At 63.1% G+C, this 17,251-nt stretch carries 15 protein-coding genes; 5 read left to right on the top strand and 10 right to left on the bottom strand.

Annotation, left to right across the window (positions count from 1 at the left end):
* Positions 1 to 508 precede the first annotated feature (508 nt).
* On the bottom strand, positions 509 to 1,309 hold the full coding sequence (locus tag A4A58_RS06930) for a hypothetical protein (RefSeq protein WP_068730713.1): 801 nt from the start codon (positions 1,307 to 1,309) through the stop codon (positions 509 to 511).
* Positions 1,310 to 1,467: 158 nt separating this feature from the next.
* On the opposite strand from A4A58_RS06930, the gene A4A58_RS06925 reads away from it, so the two are divergent.
* The 3 genes from A4A58_RS06925 to A4A58_RS06915 are packed head-to-tail and all read left to right on the top strand — an operon-like array spanning position 1,468 to position 4,852.
* Complete coding sequence (locus A4A58_RS06925; RefSeq protein ID WP_068730712.1) at positions 1,468 to 1,950, top strand: YaiI/YqxD family protein; 483 nt, start codon at positions 1,468 to 1,470, stop codon at positions 1,948 to 1,950.
* A gap of 9 nt (positions 1,951 to 1,959) precedes the next feature.
* Positions 1,960 to 3,771 carry an ABC-F family ATP-binding cassette domain-containing protein gene (locus A4A58_RS06920; RefSeq protein WP_068730711.1) on the top strand — a complete coding sequence of 604 codons (1,812 nt, stop codon included), beginning with the start codon at positions 1,960 to 1,962 and terminating at the stop codon, positions 3,769 to 3,771.
* Between the two features lies 1 nt (position 3,772).
* Positions 3,773 to 4,852 carry a D-TA family PLP-dependent enzyme gene (locus A4A58_RS06915; protein ID WP_068730710.1) on the top strand — a complete coding sequence of 360 codons (1,080 nt, stop codon included), beginning with the start codon at positions 3,773 to 3,775 and terminating at the stop codon, positions 4,850 to 4,852.
* On the opposite strand, the gene A4A58_RS06910 is transcribed toward A4A58_RS06915, so the two are convergent.
* The 9 genes from A4A58_RS06910 to A4A58_RS06870 all read right to left on the bottom strand — a co-directional run bounded on the left by A4A58_RS06910 (position 4,849) and on the right by A4A58_RS06870 (position 14,969).
* The gene (locus A4A58_RS06910; protein WP_081421761.1) at positions 4,849 to 6,078 is read right to left on the bottom strand and encodes a TIGR03862 family flavoprotein; all 1,230 of its coding nucleotides are present in this window, start codon (positions 6,076 to 6,078) and stop codon (positions 4,849 to 4,851) included. The genes A4A58_RS06915 and A4A58_RS06910 overlap by 4 nt on opposite strands.
* A 27-nt stretch (positions 6,079 to 6,105) precedes the next feature.
* Positions 6,106 to 7,023, bottom strand: a complete 918-nt coding sequence (locus A4A58_RS06905; RefSeq protein ID WP_068730709.1) for an SDR family NAD(P)-dependent oxidoreductase — start codon at positions 7,021 to 7,023, stop codon at positions 6,106 to 6,108.
* 12 nt (positions 7,024 to 7,035) lie between these two features.
* The gene (locus A4A58_RS06900; RefSeq protein WP_068730708.1) at positions 7,036 to 7,497 is read right to left on the bottom strand and encodes a MaoC family dehydratase; all 462 of its coding nucleotides are present in this window, start codon (positions 7,495 to 7,497) and stop codon (positions 7,036 to 7,038) included.
* A gap of 106 nt (positions 7,498 to 7,603) precedes the next feature.
* A complete protein-coding gene (locus A4A58_RS06895; RefSeq protein ID WP_068730707.1) occupies positions 7,604 to 9,346 on the bottom strand; it encodes an AMP-binding protein in 1,743 nt (580 codons plus the stop codon).
* 14 nt (positions 9,347 to 9,360) lie between these two features.
* Positions 9,361 to 10,248 carry a 3-hydroxyisobutyrate dehydrogenase gene (mmsB, locus tag A4A58_RS06890; RefSeq protein ID WP_068730706.1) on the bottom strand — a complete coding sequence of 296 codons (888 nt, stop codon included), beginning with the start codon at positions 10,246 to 10,248 and terminating at the stop codon, positions 9,361 to 9,363.
* Between the two features lie 66 nt (positions 10,249 to 10,314).
* Positions 10,315 to 11,385, bottom strand: a complete 1,071-nt coding sequence (locus tag A4A58_RS06885; protein WP_068730705.1) for an enoyl-CoA hydratase/isomerase family protein — start codon at positions 11,383 to 11,385, stop codon at positions 10,315 to 10,317.
* Entirely contained in the window at positions 11,382 to 12,527 is a 1,146-nt protein-coding gene (locus tag A4A58_RS06880; protein ID WP_068730704.1) for an isobutyryl-CoA dehydrogenase, read from the bottom strand. The genes A4A58_RS06885 and A4A58_RS06880 overlap by 4 nt, the downstream gene beginning before the upstream one ends.
* An 87-nt stretch (positions 12,528 to 12,614) precedes the next feature.
* Positions 12,615 to 14,111, bottom strand: coding sequence for a CoA-acylating methylmalonate-semialdehyde dehydrogenase (locus A4A58_RS06875; RefSeq protein ID WP_068730703.1), 1,497 nt, complete (start codon positions 14,109 to 14,111; stop codon positions 12,615 to 12,617).
* Between the two features lie 162 nt (positions 14,112 to 14,273).
* Entirely contained in the window at positions 14,274 to 14,969 is a 696-nt protein-coding gene (locus A4A58_RS06870) for a TetR/AcrR family transcriptional regulator (protein WP_068730702.1), read from the bottom strand.
* 175 nt (positions 14,970 to 15,144) lie between these two features.
* On the opposite strand from A4A58_RS06870, the gene A4A58_RS06865 reads away from it, so the two are divergent.
* Both A4A58_RS06865 and A4A58_RS06860 read left to right on the top strand, forming a co-directional pair.
* Entirely contained in the window at positions 15,145 to 15,915 is a 771-nt protein-coding gene (locus tag A4A58_RS06865; protein WP_068730701.1) for an enoyl-CoA hydratase, read from the top strand.
* A gap of 109 nt (positions 15,916 to 16,024) precedes the next feature.
* Positions 16,025 to 17,221 carry an acetyl-CoA C-acyltransferase gene (locus A4A58_RS06860; protein WP_068730747.1) on the top strand — a complete coding sequence of 399 codons (1,197 nt, stop codon included), beginning with the start codon at positions 16,025 to 16,027 and terminating at the stop codon, positions 17,219 to 17,221.
* The last annotated feature ends 30 nt before the right edge of the window (positions 17,222 to 17,251 follow it).

Raw genomic sequence — 17,251 nt, 5'->3', positions numbered from 1 at the left:
CCATGGCAACGCGCAAGCAACCGAAAAAACACCGTATGCGGAACGTCGGGCAATCGCTCGGCGCCTCCGAAAGTCCTGATGCATTATCCTTGCGGAAGACCGCATTCGCATCAGGCCCAAGGGTGCATCGGGCACCCGGCGTTCCGCACGCCCTCTCACAAGGGGGTAGGAATGCAAGCGACGACGGCGCCCCCGCGCCGCAAACAATGGGGGTGATGACGCATGTCTGAAGAGTAGTGGCTGTTTGAAATTCACATCAGCAACGACGCGCAGGCGCCAGAGGAATCCCTCCCCCAAGCGAAGCGCAGTGGGGTCTGGCGGACGAATTCGTCCGCCATGGTCGGCCGAGCGAGGCGATGCGAAGCATCGACGAAGTGGAGGCCGGGGTGGGGTGTCTCCGCAAGTGAGAGCGCCGCTTGTGGCACCCCCACCCGACCGGCCTTCGGCCGGCTACCCTCCCCACGCAAGCGCGGGGGAGGGATAAGAGAAGCGCCGCTGCTCTACAACATCACGCCGCCACGACCTCACGCGGCTGAGTGATCGCGATATGCTGGCAATGCGCCACGGGTGTTGTGCCGTTGGCCACGATGAGCGCATCGAGCTCGACGAACCGATGCCCCTTCTTCTCATAATTGGCAGTCACCTTCGCCCGCGCGATCAACTCGTCATCGGTATTCGCGGTCGCGAGCAACTGCATCCTGCTGCCGACGTGTATCCACGGCCCGAGCAGCGCATTGTCCACCAGCACCTTGTTCATGATCCGCTGCAGCACGCCGGGATGTACGATGCCCTCGCGCAGATACCGATCGTCGGCCTCGCGAACCTCACCCAGATATTCGGCAAGTCCATCTTCCGGCCAGACCCGCGGCGCGGTCCCGAGCCACTTGTCCAGCACGTAGGAATTCGCATCCACCGGCAGCCGCTTCGACACAGCCGCCGTGTCCGGGAAATCATCCAGCGCAGGCACTACCGGCCGCTGAGTCAGCGATGCGGTCCCGGCCGCACGAATCTCGCCGCCGCCCTCAACGCTCAGCGCGAGCCCCTCGCCGGCTTCCTCGGCGATCACCTCGACTGTCTCGCCGTCATAGACCGGCTTGGTGAAACGGGCCTCGATCAGGCCACGCTCCAAAAAATCCCGTCCCCAGTGCTGCACCGGCGGATGGATCATATAGGCCAGCACGTCGACGCCGGGCACCAATCCGCCGCTGAAACCGAATTTCCGGGCGACAGAATCGTCATGCATCTTGTTTTCGGACTGTTTGGCGGTGTTAAACGCCTCAACAAGGTACGGTTCGAGCCGTTTGGTCATGATTCCTCCCGAAAACTGCGCGAAATTGAGTGTTCGCCTTGGCAGGAGATGATACCCGTCACCATGTTCGAGGCAAGGCGACGGGCGGGGAACTGTCCCGCGTCAGCCCCACATCGCCCACCCGCAAATGACTGCCTTTTCGTGGAACTTGTGCTCCCTTGACCACACGCATCTATATCGACGCCGACGCCTGCCCGGTCAAAGACGAGATTTACCGCGTCGCCGCCCGCTTCAGCCTGCCCGTCAGCGTGGTCGCTGGAAACTTCATCCGGGTGCCCGACGATCCCCTGATCGAGCGGATTGCCGCAGGTTCGGGCATGGATGCGGCCGATGACTGGATTGCGGAACGCGTCCAGAAGGGCGATATCGTGATCACGGCAGACGTCCCGCTGGCCAGCCGCTGCGTCAAGGCGGGCGCCGCGGTAATTGCCCCTAACGGCAAGCCGTTCACAGAACAATCCATCGGGATGACGCTCGCGGTACGCAACCTGATGACCGATTTGCGGTCTTCGGGCGAAGTCACCGGTGGTCCCAAATCATTCGCGCCGCGCGATCGCTCGGCGTTCCTGTCGGCCTTGGATCAAACCATCCGCCGCATCCAGCGCGACCCGGCCTTTGCGCCCGCGCCGAAACAAAGTTGAACTGACCTTATGGCTCCTCCGCTTATCCAGCTGAAAGACATCTTCCTGACCTTCGGCGGCACGCCGCTACTCAACGGCGTCGAACTCTCGGTGTCGCAGGGCGAGCGCGTCTGCCTGATCGGCCGCAACGGCTCCGGCAAGTCGACGCTCCTCAAGATCGTGGCGGGAATCGTCGAAAACGACAAAGGCAGCCGCTTCGTGCAGCCCGGTGCCACCGTGCAGTATCTGCCGCAGGAGCCGGACTTCTCCGGCTATGCGACGACGCTCGCTTATGTCGAGGCCGGCATGGGCGACGGCCACAACATCTATCAGGCGCAATATCTGCTCGAACAGCTCGGCCTCACCGGCCATGAAGATCCGAACAATCTCTCCGGCGGTGAAGCGCGCCGCACGGCGCTGGCCCGCGTGCTGGCGCCCGAGCCGGATATCCTGCTGCTCGACGAGCCGACCAACCATCTCGATCTCACCACGATCGAATGGCTCGAAGGCGAACTCGCCAGCCGGCGCTGCGCGCTGGTGCTGATCAGCCATGACCGCCGCTTTCTCAGCAACCTCTCACGTGCGACGGCCTGGCTCGATCGCGGCCAGATCCGCCAGATCGATCGCGGCTTCTCGGCCTTCGAACAATGGCGCGATGACGTGCTGGCGGAAGAAGAACGCGACCAGCACAAGCTCGACCGCAAGATCGTCAATGAAGAACACTGGCTGCGCCACGGCGTCTCCGGCCGCCGCAAGCGCAACGTCAAGCGCCTCGCCGGCCTGCATGAACTGCGCGCACAGCGCCAGGACTATCGCGGCGCCGCGGGCAACGCGACGCTCGCTGCCGCCGAAGCCGAGAAGTCCGGCAAGCTAATCTTCGAGGCGAAGAACATCTGCCGCACCTATGGTGACCGCAAGATCGTCGACGACTTCTCGATCCGCGTGCAGCGTGGCGATCGCATTGGTGTGGTCGGTCCGAACGGTGCGGGCAAGACCACGATGATCAATATGCTGACCGGCACCGAGCCGCCGGATTCAGGCACCATCCGCTTCGGCGCCAATATCGAAATGGCGACGCTCGACCAGCATCGCGAAAGCCTCAACCCGAAGACCACGCTGGCGGAGGCCCTCACCGGCGGCCGCGGCGACCATGTGATGGTCAACGGCCAGCCCAAGCATGTGGTCAGCTACATGAAGGACTTCCTGTTCTCGCAGGAGCAGATGCGCACGCCCCTCGAAGTGCTCTCCGGCGGTGAACGCGGCCGCTTGATGCTGGCGCGGGCGCTGGCCAAGCCATCGAATGTGCTGGTGCTGGACGAACCGACCAACGACCTCGATCTCGAAACCCTCGACGTGCTCGAGGAAATGCTCGGTGATTACGAAGGCACCGTGATCCTGATCAGCCATGACCGCGACTTCCTCGATCGCGTCGTGACGTCAGTGATCGTGCCGGAAGGCAACGGCAAGTGGATGGAATATGCCGGCGGCTATACCGACATGCTGGCGCAGCGCGGCGCCGACCTGAAGCGCGAGGCCAAGACCGAGGCTGTAGCTGCCAAAAGCAACGGCAGCAAGTCGGAGGCGTCCAAGCCCGCCGGCAAGCGCAAGCTGAACTTCAAGGACAAGCACGCGCTGGAAACCCTGCCGAAAGCGATGGACAACCTGCGCTCCGAAATCGCCAAGCAGCAGCGCCACCTCGACGATCCCAACCTCTACAAGAAGGATCGCAAGAAGTTCGACACCGCGACCGCCGCGCTCTCAAAGGCGCAGAAGGAATTGCAGGACTCGGAAGAGCAATGGCTGGAGCTGGAAATGCTCCGCGAAGAGATCGAGAACGCCTGATATGACCACATCGCTTGCAGCCAAGATTTCACGCGACTACGGCACGCCTGCCCTCGTCATCGACATGGATCGTGTCGAGCGCAACATCGCGCGTATCCAGAAGGTCTGCGATGACGCCGGCATTGCCAACCGGCCGCATATCAAGACGCATAAGAGCCCGGTGATCGCGAAGATGCAGATCGAGGCTGGCGCGAAAGGCATCACCTGCCAGAAGCTCGGCGAGGCCGAGATCATGGCCGATGCCGGGATCGACGACATCCTGATCAGCTACAATCTGCTCGGCGACGAGAAGATGGCGCGGCTCGGCGCGCTGCAGGCAAAAGCGAATGTCACCGTCGCTGCCGACAATTCCGTCGTCATCGGCGACCTGCCGAAAGCCGCCGCGCTCGCCGGCCGCAACCTCAACGTCGTCGTCGAATGCGACACCGGCCGCAAGCGCGCGGGCGTCGAGACGCCCGCCGAGGCGATTGCGCTGGCCAAAGAGATCGCAGCCTCGAAGGGTCTGACCTTCGCAGGCTTCATGCTGTACCCGACCGAAACCGGCTGGCCCGACGCACAGAAGTTCTTCGACGAAGCGCTGGCCGGCGTTCGCGCGCTCGGCCTCGAGCCGAGCATCGTCTCCACCGGCGGCACACCAAACCTCAGGAATGTCGGCTCGCTCAAGGGCGCCACCGAACATCGCTTCGGCACCTATATCTACAACGACCGCATGCAGGTCGCCGCCGGCTCCGCCACCTGGGACGACTGCGCGCTCAACGTCTACTCGACCGTGGTCAGCCGCGCCGGCCCGGAACGCGGCATCCTCGATGCCGGCTCCAAGACGCTGACGCCCGACACCGGCGGCCTCGATGGCTACGGCCTGATCCTCGAACATCCCGAAGCGAAGATCGCGCGCTTCGCCGAGGAACACGGCTTCCTCGATCTCGGCCGCAGCAACACCCGGCCCAATGTCGGCGACGTCGTCCGCATCGTGCCGAACCACGTCTGCGTGGTCGTCAACATGTTCGATGAAGTGGTGATGGTGCGCGGCGACGAGATCATCGGCACGCTACCCATCGCGGCGCGTGGTAAACTGCGCTAGCGCGACAGCCAGTGCAGCGCACCCTCACCGGCCGCTGCGCCCGTTGCGAACGACGCTTGCAGCAGGTAGCCGCCGGTCGGCGCTTCCCAGTCGAGCATCTCGCCGGCGACGAAAGTCCCTGGCAAACGCTTCAGCATGAAGGCATCGTCGACCTCGTCGAACGAGATGCCACCCGCCGTCGAAATCGCACGCGCGATCGGCGCGACGCCGTTGAGCGTCACCGGTACGGCATTGATCAGGGAAGCCAGTCTCTCCGGCGACAACGACGCCAGCTGAATCCCCTCGGCGACAGTGACTTCCTGCAGCAACCCAATCGCCACTGGCGACAGGTGTATCGTCTTGCGCAGGAAGTTGGAGAATGACTGTTTACCGCGTGACGCCGCGAGCTTCGTCGTCAGTTCACCCGCGTCGAGATCAGGCCGCAGAGCAATCTTCAACGTTGCCTTGCCATCCGCGATCACAGCCTCACGCAGCACCGACGACAGCGCATAGATGCCGCCCTCAATGCCCGCTCGCGTCACCATCGCCTCGCTGCGCACGCTATGTGCAGCGAACGACAGCGCCACGCCCTTCAGCGGCTGGCCCTCGAAACGGTCCTTGAAGATCTCCGACCACGCGACCGTAAAACCGGAATTCGCCGGGCGCAGCGGCGCGATACGCACGCCCTTCGCAGCGAGCACATCGACCCATGCGCCGTCAGAGCCAAGCCGCGGCCAGCTTGCGCCGCCGAGTGCGAGAACCGCGCTCTTGCAGGCAATCGCCTGCGCGCCGTTCGGCGTTTGGAATATCAAACGCCCCTCGCCGTCCCATCCGGTCCAGCGATGCCGAAACGCGAAGCGAACGCCGCTCTCGTCCAGCCGCCGCAGCCACGCCCGCAAAAGCGGCGAGGCCTTGAAGGCCTGCGGAAACACCCGGCCGCTGGAGCCGACGAATGTCGGCTGCCCCAGCGCCTCGCTCCAGTCGCGTAGCGCGGTCGGCGTGAAAGCCGAGATCGACAGTGCAAGCCGCGCTTCCACCGCGCCGTAGCGCTTCAGAAATTCCGGCAGCGGTTCGCTATGGGTGAGATTGAGCCCGCCGCGCCCGGCCATCAGGAACTTGCGGCCAGCCGACGGCATCGCGTCATAGACCGTGACGGCCGCGCCGCCACGGCTCAGAGCCTCGGCCGCCATCAGCCCTGCAGGGCCAGCACCGATGACCGCAACTTGGTTCTTCACAGGCTCGGTCACGGTCTCACGCAGTGGCGAAGCCGCCGATCAGGCCTTCACGCCCAAGCGAATGGCGGCCTGTTCGACATACTTCTGGGTCTGATGGAAAGCGCCTTCCAGTGCCTTGGCCTTCGACATATCACTGATCTCTGCGAAATGCGCGGCAATCGTGTCCGGGCTCCAGTCAGCTTCGGCGAAATTGACACCTTCGCTTTCCAGAATCCTGATGACCGCAAAGGAGCCAGCGCCGGCGCCCATGATGGTCTTGGTCGGCGCATTCTCGCTCAGCAGATATTCAACTGCCGGCGTGATCGCTTCCGGCTTCATCAACTGCAGTGCCTGCGCGGGCAGCAGTTCCTCGGTCATCCGCGTGGCGGCCGTCGGTGACACGATGTTGACGCGGATATCGGTCTTGCGGCCTTCCTCGGCCAGCACATTCATCAGGCCGACCATGCCAGTCTTGGCCGCGCCGTAATTGGCCTGACCGAAATTGCCATAAAGGCCCGACGATGATGTGGTGAGCACGATACGGCCGTAGTTGCGCGCGCGCATGCCTTCCCAGACCGCCTTGCAGCAATAGAAAGTGCCGGTGAGATGCACGTCCAGCACCTTGGCGAAATCGGCGAGCTCCATCTTGGCAAAGGACTTGTCGCGCAATATGCCGGCATTGGCGCACATCAGGTCGACGCTGCCCCAGTCCCTGGTGGCCTTGTCGACCATCGCGCTGACCTGCTCGAAGTTAGAGACGTCTGCGCCATCGGGCATCGCAGTGCCGCCGGCCGCGCGGATCTCTTCGACCACGGCTTCCGCTGCGGTCATCGAGCCGCCGGTGCCATCGCGCGCGCCGCCGAAATCGTTGACCACGACCTTGGCGCCGAGCTTCGCAAGGCCGAGCGCATGGGCGCGGCCCAGTCCATTGCCGGCGCCGGTGACGATGGCGACGCGGCCGTCAAATCGAATGTTCATTTGGAACTCTCCTCAATTGAAATAGACAAGGCCAAGCCAGTCGGCGACCAGTGCCGGCTTGTCCTCGCCTTCGATCTCGACAGTCACGCTGGTGCGCGTGAACAATTCCTTTGGCTTGCGCAGCGTCGCCTCGGTCAGCGTGAAGCGGCCGCGAATGCGCGCGCCGGCTTTCACCGGCGACACGAACCGCATCTTGTCGGTGCCGTAGTTCACGCCCATGGCGACATCGGCCAGCTTGGGCAGCGCCTCATAGGAGAACACCGACAGCAGCGACATGGTCAGAAAGCCATGAGCGATCGTCGTGCCGAACGGCGTTTCGCGCGCACGCGCGGGATCGACATGGATGAACTGGTGATCTTCGGTGGCAGTCGCGAAGGCATCGATGCGCGCCTGATCCACGAGATGCCATTCGGACACGCCGACTTCCTTGCCCACCATGGCGATATAGGCATCACGTTCGATCATCGCGCTCATTCAGTCTCAGTCCTCAAAATCCAGTTGCGTTGCGGGCGCACATTCCACAACAGGCCTGCGAGAGCCAAGCGAAATTGTGCGCTGCAGCCATGCAAAGCGCGATAAATTACCGCTCGCCCTCTTGCGATCCTGCCGCGCGGAGTGCCTGCAATTCGGGGAAATCCTCTTCGCGAAACTCGACGCCGCGGAGCGGATCGCTACGATCGTCGGCGTGTTCGAGCCGGCGCAGATGGACGCGGCGGATCTTTCCGGAAATCGTCTTTGGAAGCTCAGCCACGAACTCGATCCGACGGATGCGCTTGAACGGCGCCAGCCTGACCTGCAGATGCTCGTAAATCGACAGCGCGGTCTCCGCCGACGGCTTGGCATCGCCGACCAGCAGCACATAGGCCTTGGGGACTGCGAGCCGGATCGGATCCGGACTCGGCACGATGGCGGCTTCGGCCACCGCATCATGTTCGAGCAGGATGCTCTCCAGCTCGAACGGGCTGATGCGATAATCCGACGATTTGAACACATCGTCGGAGCGACCGACAAAAGTGAGGTAGCCGTCGTCATCGACAAACACCACGTCACCGCTGCGATAGGCGTCGCCGCTGGCGCCGCTGACGCTGCCGTCGTCAGCCTGATAGCCCTGCATCAGCCCTGCTGGACGATCGGCGCCGAGCAGCAGGCTGACCTCGCCTTCCCTGGCCGGATTGCCGTCAACATCGACGACGCGCACCTCGTAGCCCGGCAGCGGCCGGCCCATGGAGCCGACCTTGACCGTCTGGCCCGGCGAATTGCCGGCCAGCGCCGTGGTCTCGGTCTGGCCGTAGCCATCCCGAATGGTGAGTCCCCAGGCTGCCTTGACCTGATCGATCACTTCCGGATTGAGCGGCTCGCCGGCGCCGCAAACCTCGCGCAGCGCGACCTTGAAGGTGGCAAGCTTCTCCTGAATGAAGAGCCGCCACACTGTCGGCGGTGCGCACAGTGTCGTCACGCCGCAGCGGCCGATGGTGGCGAGCAGACCCTTGGCATCGAAGCGCGGTTGATTGACGACAAACACGGTGGCGCCGGCATTCCATGGCGCAAAGAAGCAGCTCCAGGCATGCTTGGCCCAGCCCGGCGAGGAGATATTCAGATGGATGTCGCCCGGCTGCAGTCCGATCCAGAACATGGTCGAGAGTCCGCCGACGGGATAGCTGCGCTGGCTGTGCCGCACGAGCTTCGGCTTCGCCGTGGTGCCCGAGGTGAAATAGAGCAACATCGGATCGTCAGCCCTGGTCGAGCCATCCGGTGTGAATGTATCGGGGAAATCCGCGGAGCTTTCGAAGGCGAGCCAGCCGTCATGTGGCGACGTGGCGTTGACGACGATCTGACCAATGCCCGCGGTATTCAAGCTGCCGAACTTGGCGACCTGGTCCTCGGCCGCCACGACGAGCTTTGCACGCCCGCGGTCGAGCCGGTCCTGCAATTCATCCGGGGTCAGCAGCGTGGTGGCAGGAATGATGACGACGCCGAGCTTGATGGCGGCGAGCATCGTCTCCCAAAGCGGCACCACATTGCCGAGCAGCAGCAGCAGATGATCGCCGCGCTTCAATCCCTGCGCGCGCAGAAAATTGGCAACCTGATTGGAGCGCCGCGACAGCACCTCGAACGACAGCTTCGTCTCGCGGCTGCCGGCCACATCGACGATCCAGAGCGCGGTCCGGTCCTTGCTGACGGGATCATGGGCGAGTTCGGCGTCGAACCAGTCGAGCGCCCAGTTGAAGTCGACCGGATCGGGCCAGCGAAAGCCGGCAACGGCGGCGGCGTAGTCGGTGCGGTGTTCGAGGAGGAAGGCGCGGGCCTGCTTGAACGTGGTCATGCCGACGCGCTCCGCTATTTCGGCATCAAATGCCTAAGGTGATGAATGATCCCCGAGAAGTCATCACCGCCGTGACCTTCCTTCTCATAGGTCTCATAGATGCTCTCGGCATGAGCGCCGAGCGGCGTCCTGGCGCCGGCGGCCTTGGCGGCTTCCTGTGATAGCCTGAGATCCTTGAGCATCAGTGCTGCGGCAAAACCCGGCTTGTATTCATTGTTGGCCGGCGATGTCGGCACCGGTCCCGGCACCGGGCAATAGGTGGTCAGCGACCAGCACTGGCCCGACGAGGTCGAGGCCACATCGAACAGCGCCTGATGCGACAGGCCGAGTTTCTCGGCGAGCACGAAGGCTTCGCTGACGCCGATCATGGAAATGCCGAGGATCATGTTGTTGCAGATCTTGGCCGCCTGCCCCGCACCGGCATCGCCGCAATGGACAATCTTCTTGCCCATGGCTTCCAGGACCGGCTTGGCCGACGCGAACGCCTTGGCATCGCCGCCAGCCATGAAGGTCAGCGTCGCGCCCTTGGCGCCGCCAGTGCCGCCCGAGACCGGCGCATCGACCGACGGCAGCTTCTGCGCAGCCGCCAGTTCATGCGCCTTGCGTGCGCTTTCCACGTCGATGGTCGAGCAATCGATCATCAGCGCCCCCTTGGCGGCAACGGGAATGACCTCGCTCCAGACCGACACCACGTGTTTGCCGGCCGGCAGCATGGTGATGATGACCTCGGCGCCCTTCACGGCATCGACCGCCTTGTCAGCAATGGTCACGCCATCCGCCCTCGCCTGCGCGCGGGGCGCCTCGACGAGATCGAAGCCCGTCACCTTGTGGCCCGCCTTGACCAGGTTGGCGGCCATCGGGCCACCCATATTGCCGAGACCGATGAATGCAATGCTGGTCATGTCCTGCCCTCGTGATCGTTTGTTTGTTTTTAAGGCGTGATGAAAACGGCGAAATCCAACTTTCGTTCAGAAGGTAAGCGCAACGTCGCGCGGCGCGAGATAGCGCGCCACGATCTCCGGCGTCACGCCCTTGAGATCCGGCGGCTGCCATTTCGGATTGCGATCCTTGTCGATGATGGCCGCACGCACGCCCTCGACGAAATCGGCGCTATCAAACACCTCCAGCGCCGCGAGATATTCGCGCGACAGACATTCCTCGAGCGACTTCGACGCGCGCGCGAGCCGCAGCAGCTTCAGGGTAACCTTGAGCCCCCGCGGTGATTTGTCGGACATGGCCTTGAACGCCGCCAGCGCGAAATCTGAACCGTCCTGCTCAAGCGCAGCCACGATCTCCTCGACGCTGTCATGGGCGAAAGCGCGATTGATCTGCGCACGCTGCGCCGTGACTGGACCGGTTTGTTCCGGAGCTGCAAACTTCTTGAGTGTCGTCATCAGCGCCGTTGCATCGGTACCCGCCGACAGCTTTGTCAGCGCCTCGCGCAATGCCGGCCAATTGACGGTGTCAATCAGGACGTCCGCCATATGTGCAGCAAGCGCATCAGCACCATTTGCCGTCAGTCCGGTCAGACCGAAATACGTCCCGAGTTCGCCCGGCGCGCGCGACAACAGCCATGTGCCACCGACGTCGGGGAAGAAGCCGAGGCCCACTTCGGGCATTGCCATCCTGGTCTTCTCGGTGACGATGCGATGGCTGGCATGGCCGGCCAGACCGACGCCGCCGCCCATCACGAAGCCGTCCATATAGGCCACATAGGGCTTCGGGAATTGCGCGATCCGCGCGTTGACGATATATTCCTCGCGCCAGAAGATCTTGCCGAGATCGCCTTTGGCCTTGGCGCTCTCATAGAGGCCACGGATATCACCACCCGCGCACAGTCCACGCTCGCCAGCACCTTCCAGAATGATCAGCGCAACTTTCGGATCGGCTTCGAAGGCATCGAGCGCCGTGGCAATCTCGCGGGTCATCTCCAGCGTCAGCGCGTTCAGCGCCTTCGGCCGGTTCAGCCTGATAACACCGGCTGCGCCTTCGCGTGCAACGATCAGCTCGCCGGCCTCGGTCGCTACGTCCGAACTCATCGCGCGCCCTCGATCAATTTGCGCGACACGATCAGCCGCATGATTTCATTGGTGCCTTCGAGGATCTGGTGCACCCGCAAATCCCTGACGATCTTCTCGACACCGTATTCGGCGAGATAGCCATAGCCGCCATGCAGCTGCAGCGCGTCGTTGGCGACCTCGAAACTGATATCGGTGCCGAAGCGCTTGGCCATAGCACAGAGCATGCCGGCATCGGCATCCTTGCGGTCGAGTGCCGCCGCCGCTCGCCACAGGAAGGTGCGTGCGGCTTCCAGTTCGGTCGCCATATCGGCGACGCGGAACTGCAGCGCCTGGAATTCGTCGAGTCGCTTGCCGAACGCCTTCCGCTCTTTCATGTAGCTCAGCGACTTGTCGAGCGCAGACTGCGCGCCACCGAGCGAGCACGCAGCGATGTTGAGACGACCACCGTCGAGGCCGGCCATGGCGATCTTGAAGCCTATGCCTTCATCGCCGAGCCGGTTGGCGATCGGCACGCGGCAATTTTCGAAGATCACCGCGCGTGTCGACTGCGCATTCCAGCCCATCTTGCGTTCGTTATTGCCAAAAGAGAGACCGGGCGTGCCTGCCTCCACCACGATGGTGGAAACGCCGCCCGCCCCTTCGCCACCGGTGCGCACCATCACGACATAGACGTCGGTATCGCCAGCGCCGGAGATGAACTGCTTCTGGCCATTGAGGACGTAATGATCGCCATCGACGACGGCGCGGGTGCGGAGCGCCGCCGCATCCGATCCCGAACCCGGCTCAGTCAGGCAATAGCTCGCCAGCAGCTCCATGGTGCAGAGCCGCGGCAGCCACTTCCGGCGCTGCGCTTCGCTGCCATATGAATCAATCATCCACGACGCCATGTTATGGATCGAAATGAAGGCCGAGGTGGTCGGGCAACCGGTCGCCAGCGCCTCGAAGATCAGCGCGGCGTCGAAACGCGTCAGTGCGGAACCGCCGACATCGTCACGGATGTAGATGCCGCCCATGCCGAGCTGCGCAGCCTCGCGCATCACCTCTTTCGGGAAATGCTTGTCCTCGTCCCATTTGAGCGCAAAGGGAGCGATCTTTTCCGCAGCAAATTCGCGCGCCATGTCGCGAACGGCGGTCTGTTCCTCATCGAGAGCGAATTGCATCACGCCCTTCTTGTTGATTGTTGATCAGCCGGGAGATGAAACGGCCCGATGCACCACCTTTGGGAGCACCGGGCCATTTGCGTGTTCTTACTTCATCAACGGGATCGAGAACTCGGCACCTTCCTTGACGCCCGATGGCCAGCGCGCGGTCACCGTCTTGGTCTTGGTGTAGAAGCGGATCGAATCCGGACCATGCTGGTTGAGATCACCGAAGCCGGACTTCTTCCAGCCACCGAAGGTGTAATAGGCGATCGGCACCGGGATCGGCACGTTGATGCCAACCATGCCAACATTGACCTTGGCGGCGAAGTCGCGGGCTGCATCGCCATCGCGGGTGAAGATCGCAACGCCATTGCCGTAGTCATGATCCGACGGCAGCGCGAGAGCTTCTTCGTAATCGTGGGCACGCACCACCGACAGCACGGGCCCGAAGATCTCTTCCTTGTAGATGCGCATGTCCTTGGTGACATTGTCGAACAGACAGCCACCCATATAGAAGCCGTTCTCGTAGCCCTGCATCTTGAAGCCGCGACCATCGACGGCCAGCGTGGCGCCTTCCTTGATGCCGATATCGACGTAGTTCTTGACGCGGTCGACGGCTTCCTTGGTCACCAGCGGACCGAAATCGGCCGACGGATCCACGGAGGTGCCGATCTTCAGGCTCTCGACGCGCGGGATGAGTTTTTCCATCAGGCGGTCGGCCGTGGTCTTGCCGACAGGCACGGCCACCGAAATCGCCATGCAGCGCTCGCCGGCCGAGCCGTAGCCGGCACCGATCAGCGCATCGACGGTCTGGTCCATATCCGCATCAGGCATGATGATGGCGTGGTTCTTGGCGCCGCCGAAGCATTGCGCACGCTTGCCGGTCGCCGCAGCGCGCTCATAAATATACTGGGCGATCGGCGACGAGCCGACGAAGCCGACAGCCTTGATGTCTTCGTCGTCGAGGATGGCGTCGACGGCTTCCTTGTCGCCATTGACGACGTTGAGGATGCCCGGCGGCAGGCCGGCTTCGATCATCAATGCGGCGAGCATCATCGGCACGCCCGGATCGCGCTCCGAGGGCTTCAGGATAAACGCATTGCCGCAGGCGATTGCCGGACCGAATTTCCACATGGGGATCATCGCCGGGAAGTTGAACGGCGTGATGCCCGCGACGACACCGAGCGCCTGGCGCATCGAATAGATATCGATGCCGGGGCCTGCGCCTTCGGTATATTCGCCCTTCATCAGATGCGGAATGCCGCAGGCGAATTCGATCACTTCCAGGCCGCGCTGGATATCGCCCTTGGCGTCCGGCACGGTCTTGCCATGCTCACGCGCCAAGCAATCGGCCAGCTTGTCGTAGTCGCGGTTTGCGAGTTCGAGGAACTTCATCAGCACGCGCGCGCGGCGCTGCGGATTGGTGTTGCCCCAGGCGACCTGCGCCTCGGCGGCATTGAGCACCGCGGCGCGCATCTCGGCCTTGCTGGCCAGCGCAACCTTGGCCTGAACTTCGCCGGTCATCGGCTCGAAAACGTCGGCGAAACGCCCCGACTTGCCTTCGACCTCACGGCCGCCGATGAAATGTCCAATCGTGCGCATGCGTTCCTCCTGGGAGCCAAATTTGGCCCGATGTTGATCAGGCTTTTTGGCGTTTGGAAAGGCCCTGCGCGCGCGGCGGATTTGCGAAATTGCAGGCTCGCTGCAGTTTCGCCCTGTCAGAATGTCACCGCCGCGACAATGTCGCAGGCAGCGCGCCGATTATCAGTTCTTGGCGGGCGACATAGCCTTGGCCGCCGCCTTTTTCGCAGTCGGCTTTCTTGCCGTGCTCTTGGGAGCCACAGCCTTGGACACAGCAGGGTTGGACGCAGCAGGCTTCGGCGCTGCAGCACGTCCCAGAACAGCCTCACGGCCAGCGCTCAAGAGCTCTTCGGACAACTCGCCATTGCCGGCGGCGCGGGCGAGCACGATGGTGCCCATCATGGTGGCAAGCGCCGCCATCGCCTGTTTGCGCGCCGATTTGCTCGGTCCGCCGTGAAACTGCTCGGACATCATCTCGATCATCTGATCGAGCTTGGCAGCAAACACCTTGCGCGTCTTGGGGCTCTCGCGCGCGATTTCAGCGCCCAGCGCCGGGACGGCGCAACCATGGCCCGGATTGTCGCGGTGCTGCGGCGACAGGTAAGAATCCACGATCGTGGCCAGGCGCTGATCCGGCGCCGCCTGCCCGGCCAGTTGGCGCCAGCGATCGGTCGATCGATCCATTGCATGGGCAAAAGCTTCGATCACCAGTGCCTCGCGTGAATCGAAATGCGCGTAGAAGCCGCCATGGGTGAGACCCGCGTCCTTCATGAGGTCCGCCACGCCGATGCCATGCGCGCCCTTTTCGCGCAGACGCACCGAAGCCTTCTTCACGATCCGCGCATGCGTCTCGAGCTTGTGTTCCTTGGAATAGCGCATCAGCGGTCCATTCAAGACAAATAGATGATGTCAATCATATTACCCGCACCGCCTCGCGCGCGCAACGCGTGCTTGGCCGCAGGCCTTGACAACAACGCAGTTTGACGCGGAATTGATAGGACAAGACCGGTGATCCGCGCCGGCCCAAGGGAATGCCAAGGGACGAGACGATTTCATGCATATGCTCAATCCCCACTGCGGTGTCGAACGTGACCCGCGAGGTATAGTTCGGCTGACGATCTGCAACGCCGGCTCACTCAATATTCTCAATTCAGCCGCAATCAAGGGCGTTCGCGAGGGCATCGAGGTATTGGCCACGGAACGCACTATTCGCGCGCTGGTCATTGCTGGACAGAGCGAAAAAAGCATGATCGGCGGCGCCGACATCAAGGAAATGGCAACGCTGGATCAGGCCTCCGCCGAGAAGTTCATTTCCGGCTTGCGCGATCTCTGCGAAGCCGCCCGCGCTTTTCCCGCGCCCGTGATTGCCCGCATCCCGGGCTGGTGCCTTGGCGGCGGCCTCGAATTTGCTGCCGCCTGCGATTTCCGTATCGCTTCGCACGATTCCAAATACGCCATGCCCGAGGTCAGGGTCGGTATCCCCTCGGTGATTCACGCTGCCCTCTTGCCGCGCCTGATCGGTTGGGGCCGTGCCCGTTGGCTGATCATGACTGCCGCCACCATCGATGCGCCGACCGCGCTTAATTGGGGTCTGGTCGATGTGGTTGCAGCCGAAGGCGCGCTCGATGCCGAAGTTGAAAAGACGATCGAAGCCATACTCGAGTGTGGACCGGAAGCCATGCGGTCGCAAAAAGCCCTGCTGAAACAGTGGGAAGAGCTGCCGCTGAAAGAATCCGTCAATCTCAGCGTCGGCGTGTTCGGCGAGGCCTATCTGACCGGCGAGCCACAGCGACTGATGCAGGGTTTCATCAACCGCAAACGCTAGCAGCTCTACCTCACGAGAATTTTGCGCAGGCCGGCATTGCGTATCTTGCGGCGCATCATATGATGAATGTCATCCAAATGACCCGCGCTTGCGCGAAGGAGCCTCCATCATGTCCGCAGCTTCAGATCCGGTCGTCATCGTCTCGGCCACCCGCACCCCGCTCGGCCGTTTCCAGGGCGAACTGTCGCCCTTCTCCGGCCACAAGCTCGGCAGCCACGTCATCGGTGCCGCCGTGGCACGCGCGAAACTGACACCCGAGCGCATCGACGAAGTCTTCATGGGCTGCGTGCTTCCCGCAGGCCAGGGTCAGGCGCCCGCCCGCCAGGCCGCCCGAGGTGCCAAGCTGCCGGATGCCACCGGGGCCACGACGATCAACAAGGTCTGCGGCTCCGGCATGAAGGCGACCATGCTTGCCCACGACATCATCCATGCCGGCTCGGCGGAGATCGTCGTCTCCGGCGGCATGGAAAGCATGACCAATGCGCCCTATTTGCTGCAGAAGGCACGCGGCGGTTACCGCGTCGGCCATGATCGCATCATCGATCACATGCTGATGGATGGGCTTGAGGATGCCTATGAGGTCGGTCGCTCGATGGGTGACTTCGGCGAAGCCACCGCTGAGGCCTATCAGTTCACGCGTGGAGATCAGGACGCCTATGCGATCGAAACGCTGACCCGCGCGCGCAAGGCGGTGGAGAGCGGCACCTTCAAGGCAGAGATCACACCACTGACCATTGTCGAGAAGTCTGGACCGCGCGAGATCGCCAATGACGAACATCCGCTGAAGGTCGATCCCGCCAAGATCCCGAACCTCAAACCAGCCTTCCGCAGCAACGGCACCATCACGCCCGCAGCTTCGTCCGCCAACGCCGATGGCGCTGCTGCCCTGGTGCTGGCCAAGCGTTCCCTCGTGGATCGTGAGGGCCTGCCCGCGCTGGCCGTGATCCATGGCCACGCCACGCACAGCCAGGAACCGCAATGGTTCACGACTGCGCCCATTCCGGCAATCCGCAAATTGCTCGACAAGGTTGGCTGGAGCGTCGGAGATGTTGATCTGTTCGAGATCAATGAGGCCTTCGCCGTGGTGCCGATGGCCGCGCAACGCGACCTTGGCATCCCTCGTGAGAAGCTCAACGTCAATGGCGGCGCCTGCGCGCTCGGCCACCCCATCGGCGCGACCGGCGCGCGGCTGATCGTGACGCTGCTGCATGCGCTGGAAGCCAGAGGCCAGAAACGCGGCGTCGCGGCGCTATGCATCGGCGGCGGTGAAGCGACGGCGATTGCCATCGAACGCATCGTTCGCTGAACCGCCTTTCCCAGATATGATCGTCGCGGC

It is taken from the genome of Tardiphaga robiniae (assembly GCF_001618955.1).
Lineage (GTDB): Bacteria > Pseudomonadota > Alphaproteobacteria > Rhizobiales > Xanthobacteraceae > Tardiphaga > Tardiphaga robiniae_A.
This window is presented reverse-complemented; position numbering and strand designations above follow the sequence as displayed.

Coding starts and splice junctions, on each gene's coding strand:
- A4A58_RS06905 (WP_068730709.1), bottom strand. CDS start 7,023: ATGAACATTCGATTTGACGGCCGCGTCGCCATCGTCACCGGCGCCGGC.
- A4A58_RS06860 (WP_068730747.1), top strand. CDS start 16,025: ATGTCCGCAGCTTCAGATCCGGTCGTCATCGTCTCGGCCACCCGCACC.
- A4A58_RS06930 (WP_068730713.1), bottom strand. CDS start 1,309: ATGACCAAACGGCTCGAACCGTACCTTGTTGAGGCGTTTAACACCGCC.
- A4A58_RS06920 (WP_068730711.1), top strand. CDS start 1,960: ATGGCTCCTCCGCTTATCCAGCTGAAAGACATCTTCCTGACCTTCGGC.
- A4A58_RS06880 (WP_068730704.1), bottom strand. CDS start 12,527: ATGCAATTCGCTCTCGATGAGGAACAGACCGCCGTTCGCGACATGGCG.
- A4A58_RS06885 (WP_068730705.1), bottom strand. CDS start 11,385: ATGAGTTCGGACGTAGCGACCGAGGCCGGCGAGCTGATCGTTGCACGC.
- mmsB (WP_068730706.1), bottom strand. CDS start 10,248: ATGACCAGCATTGCATTCATCGGTCTCGGCAATATGGGTGGCCCGATG.
- A4A58_RS06895 (WP_068730707.1), bottom strand. CDS start 9,346: ATGACCACGTTCAAGCAGGCCCGCGCCTTCCTCCTCGAACACCGCACC.
- A4A58_RS06870 (WP_068730702.1), bottom strand. CDS start 14,969: ATGCGCTATTCCAAGGAACACAAGCTCGAGACGCATGCGCGGATCGTG.
- A4A58_RS06915 (WP_068730710.1), top strand. CDS start 3,773: ATGACCACATCGCTTGCAGCCAAGATTTCACGCGACTACGGCACGCCT.
- A4A58_RS06865 (WP_068730701.1), top strand. CDS start 15,145: ATGCATATGCTCAATCCCCACTGCGGTGTCGAACGTGACCCGCGAGGT.
- A4A58_RS06900 (WP_068730708.1), bottom strand. CDS start 7,497: ATGAGCGCGATGATCGAACGTGATGCCTATATCGCCATGGTGGGCAAG.
- A4A58_RS06875 (WP_068730703.1), bottom strand. CDS start 14,111: ATGCGCACGATTGGACATTTCATCGGCGGCCGTGAGGTCGAAGGCAAG.